The organism is Micrococcus sp. 093350064-1 (genome assembly GCF_053627955.1).
Genome location: NZ_JBSEYU010000005.1, coordinates 212,441 through 229,523 on the forward strand (window position 1 = coordinate 212,441; position 17,083 = coordinate 229,523).

Sequence of the window (17,083 nt, forward strand, 5' to 3'; positions counted from 1 at the left end):
CTCCGGGAGGGGCCGACCGCGCCGCTCGCTAGGCTGGCGGACGTGAACGCGAACCCCACCCCCGCCGTCGAGCCCGTCGTCCGCTGGTCCCGCCCCGAGGGCGAGCGCACCGAGGACCTGCTGATCGTCCTGCACGGCTACGGCGCGAACGAGGACGACCTGTTCGGCCTCGTCCCGCACCTGCCCGAGCACGTCACGGTGGCCGCCGTGCGCGCGCCCCTGCCCCTGCAGCCGGGCTCCCACGCCTGGTTCCCGCTCTCCCAAGACCCGGTCACGGGGGAGCTGGGCTCCACCGCCGAGCCGGTCCGCGAGGCCGTCAAGGCCCTGCACGCCTGGGTGCAGGCCGTGCGCGGGGACTTCCGCACCGTCTCCCTGCTCGGCTTCTCACAGGGCATGGCCATGGCCACGTCGCTGCTGCGCCTGGACCCGGAGGCCTACGCGTGCACCGTGGCGCTGTCCGGCTTCGTGGTGGACCCGCAGCTCGCGGAGCCGCAGCTGCGTGAGCTGTTCACCCGCGACGACGACGTCGCCCGCGTCCGACCGAAGGTCTTCTGGGGCCGCGGCCAGGAGGACCCGATCATCTCCGAGCCCCGGGTCGAGGAGACCCATGCCTGGCTGAACGCCCACGTGGACCTCATGAAGATCGTCTACGCCGGGCTCGGCCACGCGATCAACGAGCAGGAGCTGGGCCACGTGAAGGAGTACCTCGCCCACATGGTGCCGCCCCGCGGCTGACGCACCGGACACGCTCGACGACGGCGCCGCGGCCGCCCGACGGGGCGTCGGCTCAGGCCTGCCCGGCCTGGACGACGAACGCCTCGCCGGCGAACTCGACGACGTCCCCGTCGTGCAGCTGGGCGCCGCGGCGCGTCTCCACCGCGCCGTTGACGGTGACGAGCCCGTCGGTGACGACGTCGCGGGCCATGGCCCCGTCCTCCACGAGGGAGGCGAGCTTGAGCGCCTGGCCGAGGCGGATGGACTCGTCACGGATGGGCAGGGGCTGGGCGTCGGGTGCGTTCGTCTCGGTCATGGTGTCCATCATGGCCGGTAGGCTGGACGGGATCGACCGGCGCGCCGCGCCGGAACGGGCCCGCCGCGTCGGAGGCGGCCGGGTGCCGTCGTCGTCGTGATCCCCTCCCGCCCCGCCGATGAGTACGGAAGTGATGCCCCCATGGCTGCCAAGTCCCCGCTGGACAACGTCATCAACCTCGCCAAGCGCCGAGGCTTCGTGTTCCAGGCCGGTGAGATCTACGGCGGTTCGCGCTCCGCGTGGGACTACGGGCCCCTGGGTGTGGAGCTGAAGGAGAACATCAAGGCCGAGTGGTGGAAGACCTTCGTGCGCTCCCGTGAGGACATGGTGGGCCTGGACTCCTCCATCATCCTGCCGCGCGCGGTGTGGGAGGCCTCCGGCCACGTCGAGACCTTCACCGACCCGCTCGTGGAGTGCACCCAGTGCCACAGGCGCCACCGCCAGGACCACCTGCTCGAGGCGTTCGAGGCCAAGAAGGGCCGGCCGGCCGAGGGCATGGCCGAGATCGTGTGCCCGGACTGCGGCACCCAGGGCGCCTGGACCGAACCGCAGCTGTTCTCGGGCCTGGTCAAGACCTACCTCGGCCCCGTGGACAACGAGGAGGGCCTGCACTACATGCGCCCGGAGACGGCGCAGGGCATCTTCGTGAACTTCCTCAACGTTCTGGGCGCGGCCCGGAAGAAGCCGCCGTTCGGCATCGGCCAGATCGGCAAGGCGTTCCGCAACGAGATCACCCCGGGCAACTTCATCTTCCGCACCCGTGAGTTCGAGCAGATGGAGATCGAGTACTTCGTGCCGCCGGCCGAGGCGGGCCAGCACTTCGACCGCTGGGTCGAGGACTGCTGGGACTGGTTCATCGACCTCGGCATCGACCCCGCGCACCTGCGCAAGTTCGACGTCCCCGCGGACGAGCGGGCGCACTACTCGGACGCCACGATCGACCTCGAGTACGACTTCGGCTTCACCGGCGGCGACGGCTGGGGCGAGCTGATGGGCATCGCGAACCGCACCGACTACGACCTGGGCCGGCACACCGAGCACTCGGGCACCAAGATGCAGTACTTCGACCAGGCCAACAACGAGCACTACACCCCGTACGTGATCGAGCCGTCCTTCGGCCTGACCCGCGCCATGATGGCGTTCCTCGTGGACGCCTATGCCGAGGACGAGGCCCCGAACGCCAAGGGCGGGGTGGACGTGCGCACCGTGCTCAAGCTGGACCCGCGCCTGGCCCCGGTCAAGGCCGCCGTGCTCCCGCTGTCCAAGAAGCCCGAGCTGCAGCCGGCCACCCAGTCCCTCGCCGCGGAGCTGCGCGGCCTGTGGAACATCGAGACGGACGACTCCGGCGCGATCGGCCGTCGCTACCGCCGCCAGGACGAGATCGGCACCCCGTTCTGCATCACCGTGGACTTCGACACCCTCGAGGACCAGGCCGTGACCATCCGCGAGCGGGACACCATGGCCCAGGAGCGCGTGGCGCTGTCCCAGGTGAAGTCCTACCTGCTGGAGCGCCTGGTCAAGTGAGCGGGGACGTGACGGGAGCGGCCGGGGCCGCGGGACACGACGACGGCGGCGCGCTGTTCGACTCCGCCGCGGTCGCCGGCGGGGAGATCGTGCTGCGTCCCTGGCGGCCCGGGGACGACCTGGCCCTGCTCGAGGTGTGGGGTGACCCGGCCAACGCGCAGCAGCACCAGGACCGGGCGATGCTCGCCGAGGACGCGGAACGGCCCTGGCGCCGCGCGCTCGTGGCCGAGGCCGCCGGGGTGCCGGTGGCGGCCGGCGTCGTCTATGCCTCGTCCGTGCACCCGCGGCGGCTGTGGCTGTACGTCGAGACCGCGGCTGCCGAGCGGCGCCGGGGCATCGGCCGGGCGCTCGTGGCGGCCCTGCGGGGGCTCGCCGCGGAGGCGCACGCCGCCGGCGCCATCCCGACGACGGCTCTGAAGGCTCGGTTCGCCAAGGACGCCCTGGTGCCCGGAGTGGCCGGCGCCGACCCGCAGACCGAGGCCGACGGTGCGACGGGCCGCCCGCCCGTGGACACGGAGGCCGTGCGGTCCCAGACCGCCGCACTGGCCGCCGGCACCGAGGCGTTCCTCGTGGCCCAGGGCTTCACCCCCGTGCAGCGCTCCCGCCGCGTCGCGATCGCCCCGGGGGCCATCGGCCTGCCGGATGTGCGCGGGGAGGAGCACCCGGACGGCGTGGTCCTCGAGGAGGCCTCGACCGGCTCCGTCGAGCTGACGCAGGCGGTCGCCGCGTTCTATGACGCCGTGCACGCGTGGGACCCGTCGACCCTGAGCGTCGGGGCCGCCCAGCAGCTGCTGCTGGGCCCGGCCACCGGGGCCGCGGGCGCCGTCGTGCTCCGCGACGCGCCGAAGGCCGAGGGCGGGCGCATCCGCGCGTTCGCGGTGTCCTACACCCCGGAGCGCCAGGACGCGCCGGCCGATGTGCTCGTGGGCTGGGATCCGGAGCTGGGGGAGGAGGACGCGCTGCAGGCCGTGGCCGACCTGCTCGCCCTGCTCGTGGCCCAGTACCCCGTGCAGATCGAGGTGGACGAGGCGATGGCCCCGCTGGAGCGGATCGTGGACGGGCTCATCGGCGGCAACGCGGCGCGGACGCTGGTGGACACGTACGTGTTCGTGGACGACGCGCCGGGCGCGTGAACCGGGCGGCCGTAGCGGACCGCCGGCGCACCCGCACCCTGCGGGGCACCGTCCTGGCGGTGGCCCTGCTCAACGGCGCCTACCTGGTGGTCGAGATCATCCTGGCGGTGGGGATCGGCTCGGTGGCCCTCGTGGCGGACTCCGTCGACTTCTTCGAGGACTTCGCCGTCAACCTGCTGATCTTCGTGGCGCTCGGGTGGACGGCGGCCCGGCAGGCGGTCATCGGCAAGGTCATGGCCGGGATCATCGTGCTGCCGGCCGTGGCGGCGCTCGTCATGGCGGCCACGAAGATCGGCGACCCCGAGCCGCCGGCCGCGGGCGTGCTGCTGGGGGCGGCCGTCGGCTCGCTCCTCGTGAACATCGTGTGCGTGGTCCTGCTGGCCCGCGTCCGCGTCGACGGCGGCTCCCTCACCCGGGCGGCCTGGCTCGCGGCGCGCAACGACCTCGTGGCCGGCGTCGTGCTGATCGCCCTGTCCGGGATCACGGTGCTGACGGCGTCGGGCTGGGCGGACATCATCGTGGGCGTGCTTCTCGTGCTGCTCAACGGCTCCGCCGCCAAGGAGATCTGGGAGGCCGCGACCGAGGAGCACCTGGCGGCCCAGGCCCTCGCCGGCGAGGTCGACGACGACTGAGCGGTTCCTACGGGGCGGCGGGCAGCCGGGCGGCGAGCACCGCCCCGACGGCGGCCAGGCCCAGGAACACCGTCAGCGCCGGTGCAAGACCGACGGCGCCGGCCAGCGCCCCGACCGCCGGGCTGAGCCCAACCCCGGCCAGCCGCATGCACCAGCTCGTCACCGCCAGCCCGGTCTGCGGCCGGAGCCCGGGCGCCTCGTCGCCGAGCGCATAGGCCACGGGCACCACCACGGCGCAGCCGAGCCCCGCCAGGGCCAGCCCCGCGAACGCGGCAGGCACGGCCACCGGCTCGGGCAGCGGCGCCAGGGCCAGCCCCAGCCCCACGACGACGGCGCCCAGCCCCGCCGTCAGCGCCCCGCGGCGTCCCAGGGCGGCGAGGGTGCGGTCGCCCGCGAGGCGTCCGACGAACTGCGCGCCCAGCAGCGTCGACGCGCCGAGCACCGCCGCGGCCGGATCCAGGCCGCGCTCCGTGATCAGGAACAGGGTGGCCCACGCGTTGCCGAACTCCTCCACGCCGAACCCGGCCATCGCGATCACCACGGCGGGGACGAGCACGGCCACGGCGGCGCGGCGGGGGAGGGCTTGGGCGGCCGGGGCAGGCGGCGTGGACGTCTCCGACGGTGCGGGTGACTGATCCGCGGCGCCGCGGGCGGACGCCGAGTCCACGGGAGCCTCCGCCAGGAACAGGCGCCGGACCCCCAGCAGCACCGCGACGCACACGGCGCCGTTGAGCCCCAGGTGCAGGGCCGCGGGGCCGCCCACGGTGATGACCGCCGCACCGAGCCCGGCACCGGCGGCCGCTCCGAGGCTCCAGCCGGCGTGCATGGTCGTGAGCACGGGCCGGGCCAGCCGGGTCTACACCTGCAGGCCCTGCGCGTTCTGGGCGGTGTCCACGACGGCGTCGAGCACGCCCGAGGCCACGACGAGGCCCGCGAAGACCCACAGCGGCCAGGCCGCGGCCGTGCCCGCACCGTGCCCGGCCCCCGCGCCCGCCCCGGCGATGTCGAGGACGAGACCGGCCGCCGTCGTGAGCAGGGCGATGGCCACGCTGCCGGCGAGCATGACGCGGCGGGCGCCGAACCGGCGCAGGATCGGGGCGGGCAGGGGCCCGGCGAGCGTGCCGCCCACGGCGAGCGCGATGACGAGCAGGCCGAACGCGGCCGGGTCCAGGCCGAACGCGGCCTTGGCCTCCGGGTAGTGCGGGATGAGCGCGCCGAGCAGGGCGCCGTTCGTCGCGAAGGCGGCGGTGACGGCCCAGCGCGCGCGACGGGCTCGGGCGACGCCGTCGTCGGCGGTCGGGAGGTGCGGCGGGGCCTCGCTCATGCATCCCAGCCGAGCAGGCGCCAGACCTCCGCCCAGCCGGCGAAGATCTTCGCGTTGTACTCGACCCCGAGCTGGTTGGGGTTGGCGAACAGGACCCAGTCGGCGGCGGCGACGGCGTCGTCGGCGGCGAGCTTCTCCGCGACCTCCTCGGCGGACCCGGCATAGGTCGGGCCGGAGCGGGCGGCGCCGCCCTCGAGCATGCCGGAGGAGTCGCGCGAAGCCCGCTCCCGGCCGAAGTACAGCTCGTCCTCCCGGTCCTGGATGACGAACGCGGAGCGCGTGACCGCCGTGCGGCCCGGACCGGCGTGGCCGGCCGCGGCGAAGGCCTCCCGGTAGCGCGCGATCTGGTCGGCCTGCTGGACGTGGAAGGGGCGGCCGTCGTCCTGCAGGAGCAGGGTGGAGGAGAGCATGTTGTAGCCGTCCGTGGCGGCGCCGGCCACCGAGCCCACGGAGCCGGACCCCCACCAGATGCGGTCCGCGAGCCCGGGGGAGTGCGGCTCGATCCGCAGCGGCTGCGAGCTGTGCGCCCAGCCGGAGGTGAGGTCCGGCGTTGCGATGCCCTCGCCGCGCACGGCCGAGAGGAACCGGCGTCCGCGCTCTCGGGTCACGTCGGCCCAGGTCTGCCCCTCGTCGAGGGCGTAGCCGAACTGCGCCTGGCCGTCGAGGGCGGCCTCGGGTGAGCCGCGGGAGACGCCGAGCTCGAGCCGGCCGCCGGAGATGAGGTCCGTGGTGGCCGCGGCCTCGGCCATGTACAGGGGGTTCTCATACCGCAGGTCGATCACGCCGGTGCCGAGGCTGATCCGCTCGGTGCGGGCGGCCATCGCGGCGAGGATCGGGAACGGCGAGGAGAACATCCGCTGGAAGTGGTGGACGCGGAGCCAGGCGCCGTCGAGTCCGGCGTCCTCGGCGGCCACGGCCATGGCGACGACGTCGTCGAGGGCCTGCCGCGCGTCCGGTTCGGCGCCGGGACGGTGGATCCAGTGGCCGAAGTTGAGGAAGCCGAGGTGCTTGCGGGTCATGCCGGGTGCAACCGCGGGGCGGGCGGGGCTGTTCCCGGTGCTCGTCTGACCGCCGGCCGGCGACATCACCTGCGGGCAGACCCGCGGAGATGTCGCTGCGGAGCGGTCGATCGTCGCGGCGTCCGCCATACTGGCGGGCATGAGTGAGCAGTGGAGCGAGAAGGACATCGAGCTGGCGAACCGGCTCTTCGACATGGCGCGGGACGGGGACACGGCCCAGCTGAAGGCATACCTGGACGCCGGGGTGAGCACGCGCCTGCGCAACCACGCGGGCGACTCCTTCCTCACGCTCGCCGCCTATCACCAGCACCCGGACACGGTGGCGATGCTGATCGAGGCCGGCGCCGAGATCGAGCACGCCAACGATCGCGGCCAGCGCGCCCTGACCTGCGCCACGTTCAAGCGGGATGTCGCCTCGATGCGGCATCTGCTGGCTGCCGGGGCGGACCCGGACGCGGGCACCCCCTCGGCGCGCCAGACCGCTCAGATGTTCGCCGGTGCGGACCTGCTGGCGGTGCTCGACGGCGAGGACGCGGCGCCGGCGTCGGAGGCCTGACCCGCCGGGAGGATGGTCTGCCCGTCCCGGCGGGGTGCCTCGGTGATCGCCTCCCAGCGGGCCTCGTCGTGGGGCACGGTGACGCGGGTGCCGGGCGGAATGGAAGAATGGGGTCCGACATGACTTCTTCCCACACCCTCCCCGCCGCGGCGGTGACCGACGCCGACGACGTCGCCGACCTCCACGCCGCGCACTACGCCAAGTCCGCCGGCGCGGGTCGACGCATCACCGACGACGATCAGCTCCACGAGGCCCGCCACCCCGCCCCGACGACGGACCGCCTGACCCTGCCCCCGCTGCGGCTGGGGCCGCTGACCATCGACGTCCCCGTGGTGCTCGCCCCGATGGCCGGCATCACGAACACCGCGTTCCGCCGCCTGTGCCGCGAGTACGGCGGCGGCCTCTACGTCAACGAGATGGTCACAGCCCGCGCGCTCGTCGAGCGCAAGCCCGAGTCGATGCGGATCATCCAGCACGACCCGGACGAGGTGCCCCGCTCCGTGCAGCTCTACTCCGTGGACCCGGTCACCACCGGCGCGGCGGTGCGGATGCTGGTCGAGGAGGGCCGCTGCGACCACATCGACATGAACTTCGGCTGCCCCGTGCCGAAGGTGACCCGGCGCGGCGGCGGCTCGGCCTTGCCATGGAAGTCGGAGCTGTTCGCCTCGATCGTCAAGGCCGCCGTCACCGAGGCCTCGAAGAAGGACATCCCGGTGACCGTGAAGATGCGCCGCGGCATCGACGAGGACCACCTGACCTTCCTCGACGCCGGCCGCACGGCCCGCGACCTCGGCGTCGCCGCCGTCGCCCTCCACGGCCGCACCACGCGCCAGTTCTACTCGGGCACCGCCGTGTGGGACGACATCGCCCGGCTGCGCGAGGCCCTGCCGGACATCCCCGTGCTCGGCAACGGCGACATCTGGTCCGCGGAGGACGCCATCGCGATGGTCGAGCGCACGGGCGTGGACGGCGTCGTGATCGGCCGCGGCTGCCAGGGAAGGCCCTGGCTGTTCGGGGACCTGCAGGCCGCCTTCGAGGGCCGCCAGGACCGGTTCCAGCCGACCCTGGGCATGGTCGCGGACACGCTGTACCGCCACGCCGAGCTGCTCGTGGACACCTTCGGCGGCGACGAGCTCAAGGCGCTGCGGGACATCCGCAAGCACGTGGCCTGGTACTTCAAGGGCTACCCCGTGGGCTCGGAGATCCGCACCGCGCTGTCCACCGTCCCGGACCTGGCCACGATGCGCGAGATCCTCGCCCGCGTGGACCGCGACCAGCCCTACCCGGGCGAGGCCGCCGAGGGCCCCCGCGGCCGGGCCGGCGCCCCCAAGCGCCCGCACCTGCCGGACGGCTGGCTGGACTCCCGCGAGCTCAACGCCGAGCAGCAGGCCATGATCCAGGCCGCCGAGCTGGACGTCTCCGGTGGCTGAGCCCACGACGCCGGTGCCCGCCGCCGGAACGCCCGCCGCGCCGTCGTCGCACTGGACCGGCGCCGCCCACCAGCCGGTGCTGTTCGGCCCGGAAGGCCGGCCCCCGTATGCCGGCCGCGCCGTGCAGACCCCCGGCTACACGCCGTGGGACCGGGAGCGGTGGCTGCCCGAGCCGCCCAAGTCCTCCTACCGTTCGGACTTCGAGCGGGACCGTGCCCGCGTGCTGCACTCCGCGGGCCTGCGCCGGCTGGGGGCCAAGACCCAGGTGGTCGCCCCGGACGCGGACGACTTCGCCCGCACCCGCCTGACGCACTCGCTCGAGGTGGCGCAGGTGGGGCGTGAGCTCGGCAGGTCGCTGGGCTGCGACCCCGACCTCGTGGACACCGCCTGCCTGTCCCACGACCTCGGCCACCCGCCCTTCGGGCACAACGGGGAGAAGGCGCTCGACGCGCTCAGCGAGGACGTCGGCGGCTTCGAGGGCAACGCCCAGACCCTGCGCCTGCTGGCCCGCCTCGAGCAGAAGAAGCTCTTCGCGGACGGCTCCTCCGCGGGCCTGAACCTCACGCGCGCCGCCCTCGACGCCGCATGCAAGTACCCGTGGACCCGTGAGGACGCCCCGCTGCGCCCCGACGGCACGCGTTCGCGCAAGTTCGGCGTCTACGAGGACGACCTGCCCGTGTTCCGCTGGTTCCGCGCCGGGGTGCCCGGCACGCGCACGTCCATGGAGGCCCAGGTCATGGACCTCGCGGACGACATCTCCTACTCCGTGCACGACGTGGAGGACGGCGTGGTCAACGCCGTGTTCCAGCTCAAGTGGCTGGCCATCCCGGAGCACCGGGAGCGCGTCGTGGAGACCACCCGCCAGTGGTACCTGCCGCACACGGACCCGGCCGAGGTCGACGCGGCCCTGGCCCGCCTCGAGGCCACCGACGTGTGGGTCTCCGAGATGGACGGCTCCCGGCGGGCGCTCGCGGCGATGAAGGACATGACGAGCCAGCTGATCGGCCGGTTCTGCACCGCCGCCTTCGACGCCACGCGCCAGGTGTTCGGCAACGAGCCGCTGACCCGCCACGGCGCCGACGTCGTGGTGCCCGAGGAGACGGAGACGGAGATCGCCGTGATGAAGGGCATCGCGGCGGCCTACGTGATGACCGCCGAGCAGCGCCAGCCGCTCTACGCGCGGCAGCGCGAGGTGCTCGCGGAGCTCGTGGCGCTGCTCGACGCGACGGGGGACCGGTACCTCGAGCCGATGTTCGCGTTCGACTGGGCGCAGGCCCCCGACGACGCCGCCCGGCGGCGCGTGGTGATCGACCAGATCGCCTCGCTCACCGATTCGACCGCCGTCGAGTGGCATCACACCCTGGTGCAGGGCGCGGAGTTCCGGCGCGTCTGGCTCTGACGCGGGTCCAGCAGCGCGGGCAGCACCGCGCCGGCGGGACCTCGCAGGACGTGCGTGACCGCGCCGCTCAGCTCGGTCTCCACCGGATTCACCTCGACGACGGCGGCTCCGGCCCCCAGCGCCACGAACGGCAGGGACGCCGCCGGCTGCACGATGCCCGAGGTGCCCACGACGACGCACAGGTCGCAGTCCTCGAGCGCGGCGAACGCGCGGTCCCAGGGCTCGGCCGGCAGCATCTCCCCGAACCACACGATCCCCGGGCGGATCAGTCCGTCCCCGCACACGGTGCAGGCCGGCGGTGCCTCGCGGAGCATCGCCTCGAGGTCGGCCTCGGAGTCGGCCGTCGCCTCGTCCGCGGGCGCGCCCGGGTCGACGTCGGCGGGGGCCCCGCACTCGGCGCAGCGGTGCTCGAACAGGGAGCCGTGCAGGTGCGCGAGCACCCGGGCGCCGGCGCGCTCGTGCAGGTCGTCCACGTTCTGGGTGACCACCTCCAGGCCGGGTGTGCGGCGCTGCCAGGCGGCGACGGCGTCGTGCCCCGGATTCGGTTGGCGGGCCCGCACCATCCGGGCACGCCACCGGTACCAGGACCACACGAGCGCGGGATCCGCGAGGAATGCCTCCTCCGTGGCGAGCTCCTCCGCGGAGAACCGCTCCCACAGGCCGGTCTGGGCGTCGCGGAACGTGGGGATGCCGGACTCGGCGCTCATCCCCGCCCCGGAGAGCACCACGGGACGCTCGGCGGCGGCCACGAGCGCGCGGACGGCGTCCAGCGCGTCAGGGGCGAGGTCGGGGGCGGAGGCGGCGAGGACGGGGTACGGATCGGCCATGTCCCCAGCCTAGGCAGGCCGCACGGGTGGTCGCCTCCCCTTGTTCGGGGGCGGTTTGCGGCGTTATTCCGTCGGAATACCGCCGAATATCGCCCCCGAACCACAGGGTGGGGTCAGGCGATGTCGGGCGCCGTCGTCGGCAGGCCCGTGCCGGCGGCGCGGGCGAGGGCCCGGCGCAGGCCGCGGGCCTTGAGGAGGACCTCGTCGTGCTCGGCGGCCGGGTCAGAGTCCGCGACGATCGCCCCGCCGGCCCCCACGGACCAGCGGCCCCCGGCGAGCACGGCCGTGCGGATCACGACGGACAACGACGTCGTCCCGTCCGCGCTCAGCATCCCCAGCGCCCCGGAGTAGACCCCGCGCGGGGAGGCCTCCCACGCGGCCAGCAGCTCGACGCTGCGGCGCTTCGGCGCGCCCGTCATCGACCCGCCGGGGAACAGCGACCGCACCACGTCCACGGGCTCGACGCCGGCCCGTGCCGTGCCCGTGACCGTGGAGACGAGCTGGTGGACGCTCGCGTAGCTCTCCACCGCCATGAGGGAGGGCACCTGCACGGAGCCGGGCTCGCACACCCGGGAGAGGTCGTTGCGCAGCAGGTCCACGATCATGAGGTTCTCGGCGCGCGTCTTGGGGTCGGCGGCGAGCGCGCGGGCGGCCTCGGCGTCCCCGGCCGGGTCCGGCAGGCGGGCGGCCGTGCCCTTGATCGGCTTGGTGCTGTACCGGCCCTCGCGCCCGGCGAGGAACCGCTCCGGTGAGGCAGAGACCACGGCCCACCGGCGGGCGCCCGTGCCGTGCTCCAGCAGCGCCGCGTACGGGGCCGGCTGGTGCGCGGCGAGCTCGTGGAACAGGACCAGCGGGTTCACGCGCAGCCCGGGATCGGCGTCGAAGCGGGTGGTCAGGCACAGCTCGTAGGAGTCGCCGGCATGCAGCGCGGCGCGGCAACGGGCGATCTGCTCGGCGTACGCCGCCCGGTCCTCGCGCCACGTGCCCGGCGCCTCCTCATCGGCCCGCGGCCCCGGGCCGGCGTCCCGCGGCGGGGGCACGACGACGTCGCCCGCCGCCGTCTCGAGAGCGCGGCGGGCCGCGGCGAGGGCGCGGCGCACGTCCGCCGCCCAGCGGTCGGCCCCGGCCTCCGCGGTGGTCGGATCGAGGGAGACGACGCAGCAGTGCAGCACCCCGGCCGCGTGGTCGGCCACGACGTAGCGGGACGGGCGCACCCAGAACTGCGCGGGCAGGGGCGCGGGGTCCTCGGGTCGGCGTGAGGGCGGGGACACCCCCAAATCCGCCATGCCAAGTTCGTAGCCGAGCCAGCCGACCAGGCCGCCGCGCAGGGGCAGGCCCTCGCCGCCGACCACCGACCGGGGCGCGGCCGCGGCCCCGAGGTCCGCCCACGCGCGGTCCGGATCGGCGGGGTCGTCGTGCCGGACCAGCCGCGGGCCAGGGGAGGGCACGCGACCCTGCTCCTCGCCGAGCACGTCCAGCCCGTCGCCCGCCACGGACCAGCGCGCCTCGGCCGGGTCCGGCAGAGCGGAGTCCAGCCAGAACGACGCGGCCCCGCGCACGACGGCGTGCGCATAGACCGCGGCCACGGCGGTCGCCGCCGTGTGCCCGGCCGCCGCGAGCGCCGCGGCGTCGAGCGTGCGCACGGCCACGTGCAACGGGGTGGCAGCGGCCTCGGACGGTGCGGGGGCGGTGGGCATGGCCCCCAGCGTAGGGGTCAGCCCCCGCCGGGATCGCCGCGGGCGCCGTCGTCGGGTGGGCCGTGCCCGGGGCCGACGCGTGGGCGGTGCTCGTCGAGCCGGTCCTCGCGCTGCTCCTGCTGGCGACGTTCCTGGCGGTGCCGTTCGCCGCGCTGGGCGCGGGGCTGCGGGACGGCAGGTTCCTCGGGGCACTGCTGGTCCTGAACTTCGTGGTGGTGCCGGCGGTGGTGTTCGGGCTGAGCCGGTTCGTGGCCCACGACGACGCGCTGCTCGTGGGCGTGCTCCTCGTGCTGCTGGCCCCGTGCGTGGACTACGTCATCGCGTTCACCGCACTCGCGGGCGGGGCGGCGGTGGCCGCGGTCGACGTCGGGCCCTTCGTCCGTGCTCTGGTCATGCTGATTCTGGTGCCGCTCGCGCTCGCGGCGCTGCTCCAGTGGGGTGCGGTGCGCGGCCGCGGTGGGGTGCGGGACACGGCGGCCGGGGTGGTGCGCGGGTTCACGGTGGCGATGGTCCCGCTCATGGTCGTCACGCTGTTCACGGTGGTCGCCTCGCAGATCCGCGGGGTGGGGGAACGGCTGCCCGCGCTGGCCGCCGTCGTGCCCCTGTTCGTGGCGTTCGCCGTCGTGATGGTGGCCCTCGGTGTGGTGGCTGCGCGGTGGGCGCGCCTCGATGTGCCCGCAGGACGAGCGCTCGTGTCCTCGGGCGCGACGCGGAACTCCCTGGTCGTGCTGCCGCTGGCGTTGGCCCTGCCGGCGAGCCTGGACCCGGCCCCGCTCGTGGTGGTGACGCAGACGCTCGTGGAGCTCGGGGCGATGGTGAGCCTCGTCCGCCTGGTGCCCCGGCTGCTGCCGCTGCACGGGCAGTCCGCGGGGGCGGGCGCGGGTCGAACCGTGACCTGACCGCCCAGAATGTTGCCTTACCGTGACCGGAATCACGGTCCCGGGTGGCTATGGTGGGCGACATGAGCCTCTCGTTCGTGTCCTCGGCGCGCCGCCGTCACGGCGGCCTGGCGTCGGCCGCGCTGTTCCATCCGCTGGTCGAGGCGGCCACCGGCGCACTGCCCGTCATCGACCCCGCCACCGGGCGCCCCGCGTCCGAGGGAGTGGACGCGGCGCGGACCGAAGCGTCCCGCGCGGCAGGGACCGGTCCTGCACAGGCCGCAGCGGAGACCGAGCCATCCACGCAGGGCGGTTCCGCTCGGGGCTGACCGCCCCGCCCCGTCCCTAGAATGGTCCGCATGGCTGGACTGATCGTGCGCAAGGACATCGACCTCGTCCGCGAGCGCACGGACCTGAAGGCCGTGGTGGAGGAGTTCGTCACCCTGCGCTCGGCGGGCGTGGGCTCGTTCAAGGGGCTGTGCCCGTTCCACGACGAGCGGACGCCGTCGTTCCACGTGCGCCCCGGCGTGGGCACCTATCACTGCTTCGGATGCGGCGCGCACGGGGACGTCATCAGCTTCCTCATGGAACTTGAACACACCACGTTCATGGAGACCGTGGAGCGACTGGCGTCCCGGGTGGGGGTGGAGCTGCACTACGAGGACGGCGGCACCGGCCCGGACAAGGCGGAGACGGGGCGCCGTCGTCGCCTGTTCGAGGCGAACAAGGTGGCGGACGAGTTCTTCCGTCGGGCCCTCGGCTCGCCCGAGGCCCAGGCCGCCCGCGACTTCCTCACCCAGCGCGGGTTCACGCAGGAGCACGCGGTGCAGTTCGGCCTCGGGTACGCCCCGCAGGGGTGGTCGCATCTGCTGGACCACCTCCGGCAGCGCGGCTTCCGGGACGAGGAGCTGCGCGCCTCCGGGCTGGTGTCCGAGGGACAGCGCGGCCTGTACGACCGGTTCCGCGGCCGCCTGCTCTGGCCCATCCGGGACATGACCGGCGCGACCATCGGCTTCGGCGCCCGCAAGCTCTACGACGACGATCCCGGCCCCAAGTACCTGAACACCCCCGAGACGCCGCTCTACAAGAAGTCCCAGGTGCTCTACGGCATCGACCTGGCCAAGCGCACGATCGCCAAGGAACGCCAGCTGGTGCTCGTCGAGGGCTACACGGACGTGATGGCGGCCCACCTGGCCGGCGTCGGCACGGCCGTGGCCACGTGCGGCACCGCGTTCGGCGCGGACCACATCAAGGTGGCCCGCCGCCTGATCTCCGACGACGGCACGGGCGGCGAGGTGATCTTCACCTTCGACGGCGACGAGGCCGGGCAGAAGGCCGCCCTCAAGGCGTTCGACGAGGACCACCGGTTCCTCGCCAAGACGTTCGTGGCCGTGGAGCCCAGCGGCATGGACCCGTGCGACCTGCGCATGCAGAAGGGCGACGAGGCCGTGCGCGCGCTCATCGCCTCGCGGCGGCCGCTCTTCGAATTCGCGATCCGGGCGGGGCTGAAGGACTACGACCTGAACACCGTGGAGGGCCGCGCCGGCGCCCTGCGCCACGCGGCGCCGATCGTGGCGGGGATCAAGGACGCCGTCCTGCGCCCGGGCTACGAGCGGGAGTTGGCCGGCTGGCTCGGCCTGGGCCCGAACGCCGTGCACCGGGCCGTGGCCGCGGCCGGGCGCGCACCGCGGCGGGGGCCCGAGCCCGAGGCACGGCCGACCCCGGCGAGCGACGGGCAGGCGGTCGGGCCCACGGGCCGCCACGGGGAGGCTGCCGCCCCGGCGCCGCGGATCGTGGTGCCGGTGGACCCGCGTGACCCCGTCGCCCGCCGGGAGCGGGAGTCCCTCGAGGTGGTGCTGCAGCACCCCACCCTGCTCTCCGCGGAGCAGTGGACCGCGCTGTACGCCGCCCGCTTCACGGTCCCGCAGTACGCCGCCGTCCACCAGGGCGTGAAGGTGGCCGGGTCGGCGGGGGCGACACCGCAGCGCTGGGTGGACGCCGTGCGGGACGCCGTGCCCCAGGAGGTGGCCGGCGTCGTCTCCGAGCTGGCCGTCCGCGACCTGCCCGCCCGCACTCCCGAGGATGTGGACCGGTACTGCCGGGACATCATGAACCGCCTGTTCGCCCTGCAGATCGTGCACCGCAAGGAGGAGCTGCTCGGGCGCCTGCAGCGGCTCGGCCCCGAGGGCGACCCCGCCGAGTTCACCCGCCTCAACAGCGAGCTCATGGAACTGGAGGCGCGCCGCCGGGCCCTCCGAGCCGACGACTGACCCCCACCCGTTTTCGTTCGGGAAACGGCGGCTCCAGGCGCGTTTTCGTTCGGGAAACGGCGGCCCGTCGGCCGCGCGGCGTCAGCGCTCGTCGACCGTGAGCACCTCGCCGGACGTGGCGTCGATCTCGACCTCGGGGCCGTCGGAGCCGTCCTCGCGATCGAACCGGACCTCCCACTGGAGGGTGCCGTTGTCGTCCTCCAGGTCCATCTCGTCCAGGGTCACCCCGTCACGGCCCTCCCGGGCGGTGTCGAGGGCCTGCTGGGCGGTGACCTCGGCCTCCTTCGCCTTCTGGACGTCCTCGGGATCCGACTCGCGATCGGTCTCGGTGATGTCGCCGTCGGCGGTGACGTCCAGCTCCTTGGCCCCCTCGCCCACCACGACGTCGACCTCCCAGGTCGTGTCATCGTCGTTGGCATCCACCGCGACGATGATGCCGTCGGCGTACTTCTCCAGGACCGCGTCGATCACCGCGTAGGCGGGCTCGTCGGCCTGGCCGGTGGCCGAGCCGCTGCCGGCCGCGGCGGCCGTCGACGAGGCCGAAGCGGAGGAGGCTGATGACGACGCCGAGCCCGACGCGTCGTCCGTGGTGGGGGTGCTCGCCACCGCCGAGGAGGCGTCGACCCCCGGCGAGGCGGAGCCGTCGTCGCCGTTGTCGGAGGTGGTGCCGCAGGCCGCGAGGGCGAGGGCGGCGAGCATGCCCGTGCCGGTCAGGGCGGTCTTGCGTGTGAGGGTCGTGATGGTCATGGACACGTCTCTCCTTCGGGTCCGTTCCTGATGGTTTTGGGGTGTCCGCGCACCGTAGGCCCGCCGGAACCGTGCCTGGCAAGGGCCCGGTCCCCGGGCGTGGGTAGGACGACGACGGCGCCCCGCGGCCGGGTGGCGCGCAGGCAGGGGCTCTGGTAGAGTTCCATCCGTTGTCCGAACGGCTCCGGCGGTTCGCGGCACATTCCCCCGTAGCTCAACGGCAGAGCATTCGACTGTTAATCGAAGGGTTGTTGGTTCGAATCCAACCGGGGGAGCGATCCTGAGGCCCCTGCACCGACCATGTCGGTGCGGGGGCTTCTTCGTGCCTGGAGGACGACCGGGCCGAACAGTTCAGCGAGCGTGATGTCGAGCCACCCCGCGATCGAGGCCAGTTCGGGGAACGTGAAGTCCTGCTGTCCGCTCATCCGCCGGCTGACCGCGCTGCGTGTCAGGCCCATGTGCCGGGCCATGTCGGACTGGTTGACCTGCCGGCGGCCCATCCAGGCGCGGATCTCCGCGAGGAGCGCGGTCTTGATTTCTGACTCATCCATGTGTCCAGCGTAGCGAAGGGCAGGCCAGTCGTCATGGGATACGAAAAAAAATTGCTACATAAGCAA

The 17,083-nt window shown here is 74.0% G+C and carries 18 protein-coding genes and 1 tRNA gene; 11 read left to right on the forward strand and 8 right to left on the reverse strand.

What is annotated here, in order from left to right:
• Nucleotides 1–42 precede the first annotated feature (42 nt).
• Complete coding sequence (locus ACUW6W_RS07645) at nt 43–735, forward strand: alpha/beta hydrolase (protein WP_134377310.1); 693 nt, start codon at nt 43–45, stop codon at nt 733–735.
• A 52-nt stretch (nt 736–787) separates the two neighbouring features.
• Here the strand turns inward: ACUW6W_RS07645 and ACUW6W_RS07650 are convergent, their stop codons facing one another.
• Nucleotides 788–1,030: an RNA-binding S4 domain-containing protein gene (locus ACUW6W_RS07650; protein WP_036317588.1), complete on the reverse strand. Its 243-nt coding sequence runs from the start codon at nt 1,028–1,030 to the stop codon at nt 788–790.
• A 141-nt stretch (nt 1,031–1,171) separates the two neighbouring features.
• Between ACUW6W_RS07650 and ACUW6W_RS07655 the strand changes: the two genes are divergently transcribed.
• Genes ACUW6W_RS07655 through ACUW6W_RS07665 form a run of 3 tightly spaced genes read left to right on the forward strand, consistent with a single transcriptional unit; the run spans nt 1,172 to nt 4,319 of the window.
• A complete protein-coding gene (locus tag ACUW6W_RS07655) occupies nt 1,172–2,554 on the forward strand; it encodes a glycine--tRNA ligase (RefSeq protein WP_044659691.1) in 1,383 nt (460 codons plus the stop codon).
• Nucleotides 2,551–3,687: a GNAT family N-acetyltransferase gene (locus tag ACUW6W_RS07660; RefSeq protein WP_036317592.1), complete on the forward strand. Its 1,137-nt coding sequence runs from the start codon at nt 2,551–2,553 to the stop codon at nt 3,685–3,687. The genes ACUW6W_RS07655 and ACUW6W_RS07660 overlap by 4 nt, the downstream gene beginning before the upstream one ends.
• Nucleotides 3,684–4,319 carry a cation transporter gene (locus tag ACUW6W_RS07665; RefSeq protein ID WP_041103529.1) on the forward strand — a complete coding sequence of 212 codons (636 nt, stop codon included), beginning with the start codon at nt 3,684–3,686 and terminating at the stop codon, nt 4,317–4,319. Before ACUW6W_RS07660 ends, ACUW6W_RS07665 begins: the two co-directional genes overlap by 4 nt.
• A gap of 7 nt (nt 4,320–4,326) precedes the next feature.
• Here ACUW6W_RS07665 and ACUW6W_RS07670 read toward each other — a convergent pair whose 3' ends face one another.
• Genes ACUW6W_RS07670 through ACUW6W_RS07680 form a run of 3 tightly spaced genes read right to left on the reverse strand, consistent with a single transcriptional unit; the run spans nt 4,327 to nt 6,662 of the window.
• Nucleotides 4,327–5,157, reverse strand: coding sequence for an MFS transporter (locus ACUW6W_RS07670; protein ID WP_223247515.1), 831 nt, complete (start codon nt 5,155–5,157; stop codon nt 4,327–4,329).
• 18 nt (nt 5,158–5,175) lie between these two features.
• Nucleotides 5,176–5,643 carry an MFS transporter gene (locus ACUW6W_RS07675; RefSeq protein WP_223247516.1) on the reverse strand — a complete coding sequence of 156 codons (468 nt, stop codon included), beginning with the start codon at nt 5,641–5,643 and terminating at the stop codon, nt 5,176–5,178.
• Nucleotides 5,640–6,662: an LLM class flavin-dependent oxidoreductase gene (locus ACUW6W_RS07680; RefSeq protein ID WP_020628395.1), complete on the reverse strand. Its 1,023-nt coding sequence runs from the start codon at nt 6,660–6,662 to the stop codon at nt 5,640–5,642. The genes ACUW6W_RS07675 and ACUW6W_RS07680 overlap by 4 nt, the downstream gene beginning before the upstream one ends.
• Nucleotides 6,663–6,801: 139 nt before the next feature.
• Here ACUW6W_RS07680 and ACUW6W_RS07685 point away from each other — a divergent pair, with 139 nt between their 5' ends.
• From ACUW6W_RS07685 to ACUW6W_RS07695, 3 genes are all read left to right on the forward strand, one after another.
• On the forward strand, nt 6,802–7,218 hold the full coding sequence (locus tag ACUW6W_RS07685) for an ankyrin repeat domain-containing protein (protein ID WP_095353462.1): 417 nt from the start codon (nt 6,802–6,804) through the stop codon (nt 7,216–7,218).
• Nucleotides 7,219–7,337: 119 nt separating this feature from the next.
• Nucleotides 7,338–8,648: a tRNA dihydrouridine synthase DusB gene (gene dusB, locus ACUW6W_RS07690; RefSeq protein WP_247298220.1), complete on the forward strand. Its 1,311-nt coding sequence runs from the start codon at nt 7,338–7,340 to the stop codon at nt 8,646–8,648.
• Nucleotides 8,641–10,047, forward strand: coding sequence for a deoxyguanosinetriphosphate triphosphohydrolase (locus ACUW6W_RS07695; RefSeq protein WP_134416446.1), 1,407 nt, complete (start codon nt 8,641–8,643; stop codon nt 10,045–10,047). The genes dusB and ACUW6W_RS07695 overlap by 8 nt, the downstream gene beginning before the upstream one ends.
• On the opposite strand, the gene ACUW6W_RS07700 is transcribed toward ACUW6W_RS07695, so the two are convergent.
• Both ACUW6W_RS07700 and ACUW6W_RS07705 read right to left on the reverse strand, forming a co-directional pair.
• The gene (locus ACUW6W_RS07700) at nt 10,002–10,874 is read right to left on the reverse strand and encodes an SIR2 family NAD-dependent protein deacylase (protein ID WP_454180097.1); all 873 of its coding nucleotides are present in this window, start codon (nt 10,872–10,874) and stop codon (nt 10,002–10,004) included. The two genes, ACUW6W_RS07695 and ACUW6W_RS07700, sit on opposite strands and share 46 nt — an antisense overlap.
• 113 nt (nt 10,875–10,987) lie before the next feature.
• Nucleotides 10,988–12,571 (reverse strand): anthranilate synthase component I family protein, encoded by a 1,584-nt coding sequence (locus ACUW6W_RS07705; RefSeq protein ID WP_095353463.1) that lies wholly within the window; start codon nt 12,569–12,571, stop codon nt 10,988–10,990.
• 32 nt (nt 12,572–12,603) lie between these two features.
• Between ACUW6W_RS07705 and ACUW6W_RS07710 the strand changes: the two genes are divergently transcribed.
• The 3 genes from ACUW6W_RS07710 to dnaG all read left to right on the forward strand — a co-directional run bounded on the left by ACUW6W_RS07710 (nt 12,604) and on the right by dnaG (nt 15,719).
• The gene (locus ACUW6W_RS07710; protein ID WP_060974137.1) at nt 12,604–13,470 is read left to right on the forward strand and encodes an arsenic resistance protein; all 867 of its coding nucleotides are present in this window, start codon (nt 12,604–12,606) and stop codon (nt 13,468–13,470) included.
• 62 nt (nt 13,471–13,532) lie between these two features.
• Nucleotides 13,533–13,778, forward strand: a complete 246-nt coding sequence (locus ACUW6W_RS07715; protein ID WP_060974141.1) for a hypothetical protein — start codon at nt 13,533–13,535, stop codon at nt 13,776–13,778.
• A 30-nt stretch (nt 13,779–13,808) separates the two neighbouring features.
• Nucleotides 13,809–15,719: a DNA primase gene (gene dnaG, locus ACUW6W_RS07720; protein WP_060974138.1), complete on the forward strand. Its 1,911-nt coding sequence runs from the start codon at nt 13,809–13,811 to the stop codon at nt 15,717–15,719.
• 81 nt (nt 15,720–15,800) lie between these two features.
• Here the strand turns inward: dnaG and ACUW6W_RS07725 are convergent, their stop codons facing one another.
• Nucleotides 15,801–16,466, reverse strand: coding sequence for a PepSY domain-containing protein (locus ACUW6W_RS07725; protein WP_060974139.1), 666 nt, complete (start codon nt 16,464–16,466; stop codon nt 15,801–15,803).
• Nucleotides 16,467–16,669: 203 nt separating this feature from the next.
• Between ACUW6W_RS07725 and ACUW6W_RS07730 the strand changes: the two genes are divergently transcribed.
• Nucleotides 16,670–16,741 (forward strand) — tRNA-Asn (locus ACUW6W_RS07730).
• On the opposite strand, the gene ACUW6W_RS07735 is transcribed toward ACUW6W_RS07730, so the two are convergent.
• On the reverse strand, nt 16,703–17,017 hold the full coding sequence (locus ACUW6W_RS07735) for a helix-turn-helix domain-containing protein (protein WP_081097766.1): 315 nt from the start codon (nt 17,015–17,017) through the stop codon (nt 16,703–16,705). The two genes, ACUW6W_RS07730 and ACUW6W_RS07735, sit on opposite strands and share 39 nt — an antisense overlap.
• Between the last annotated feature and the right edge of the window lie 66 nt (nt 17,018–17,083).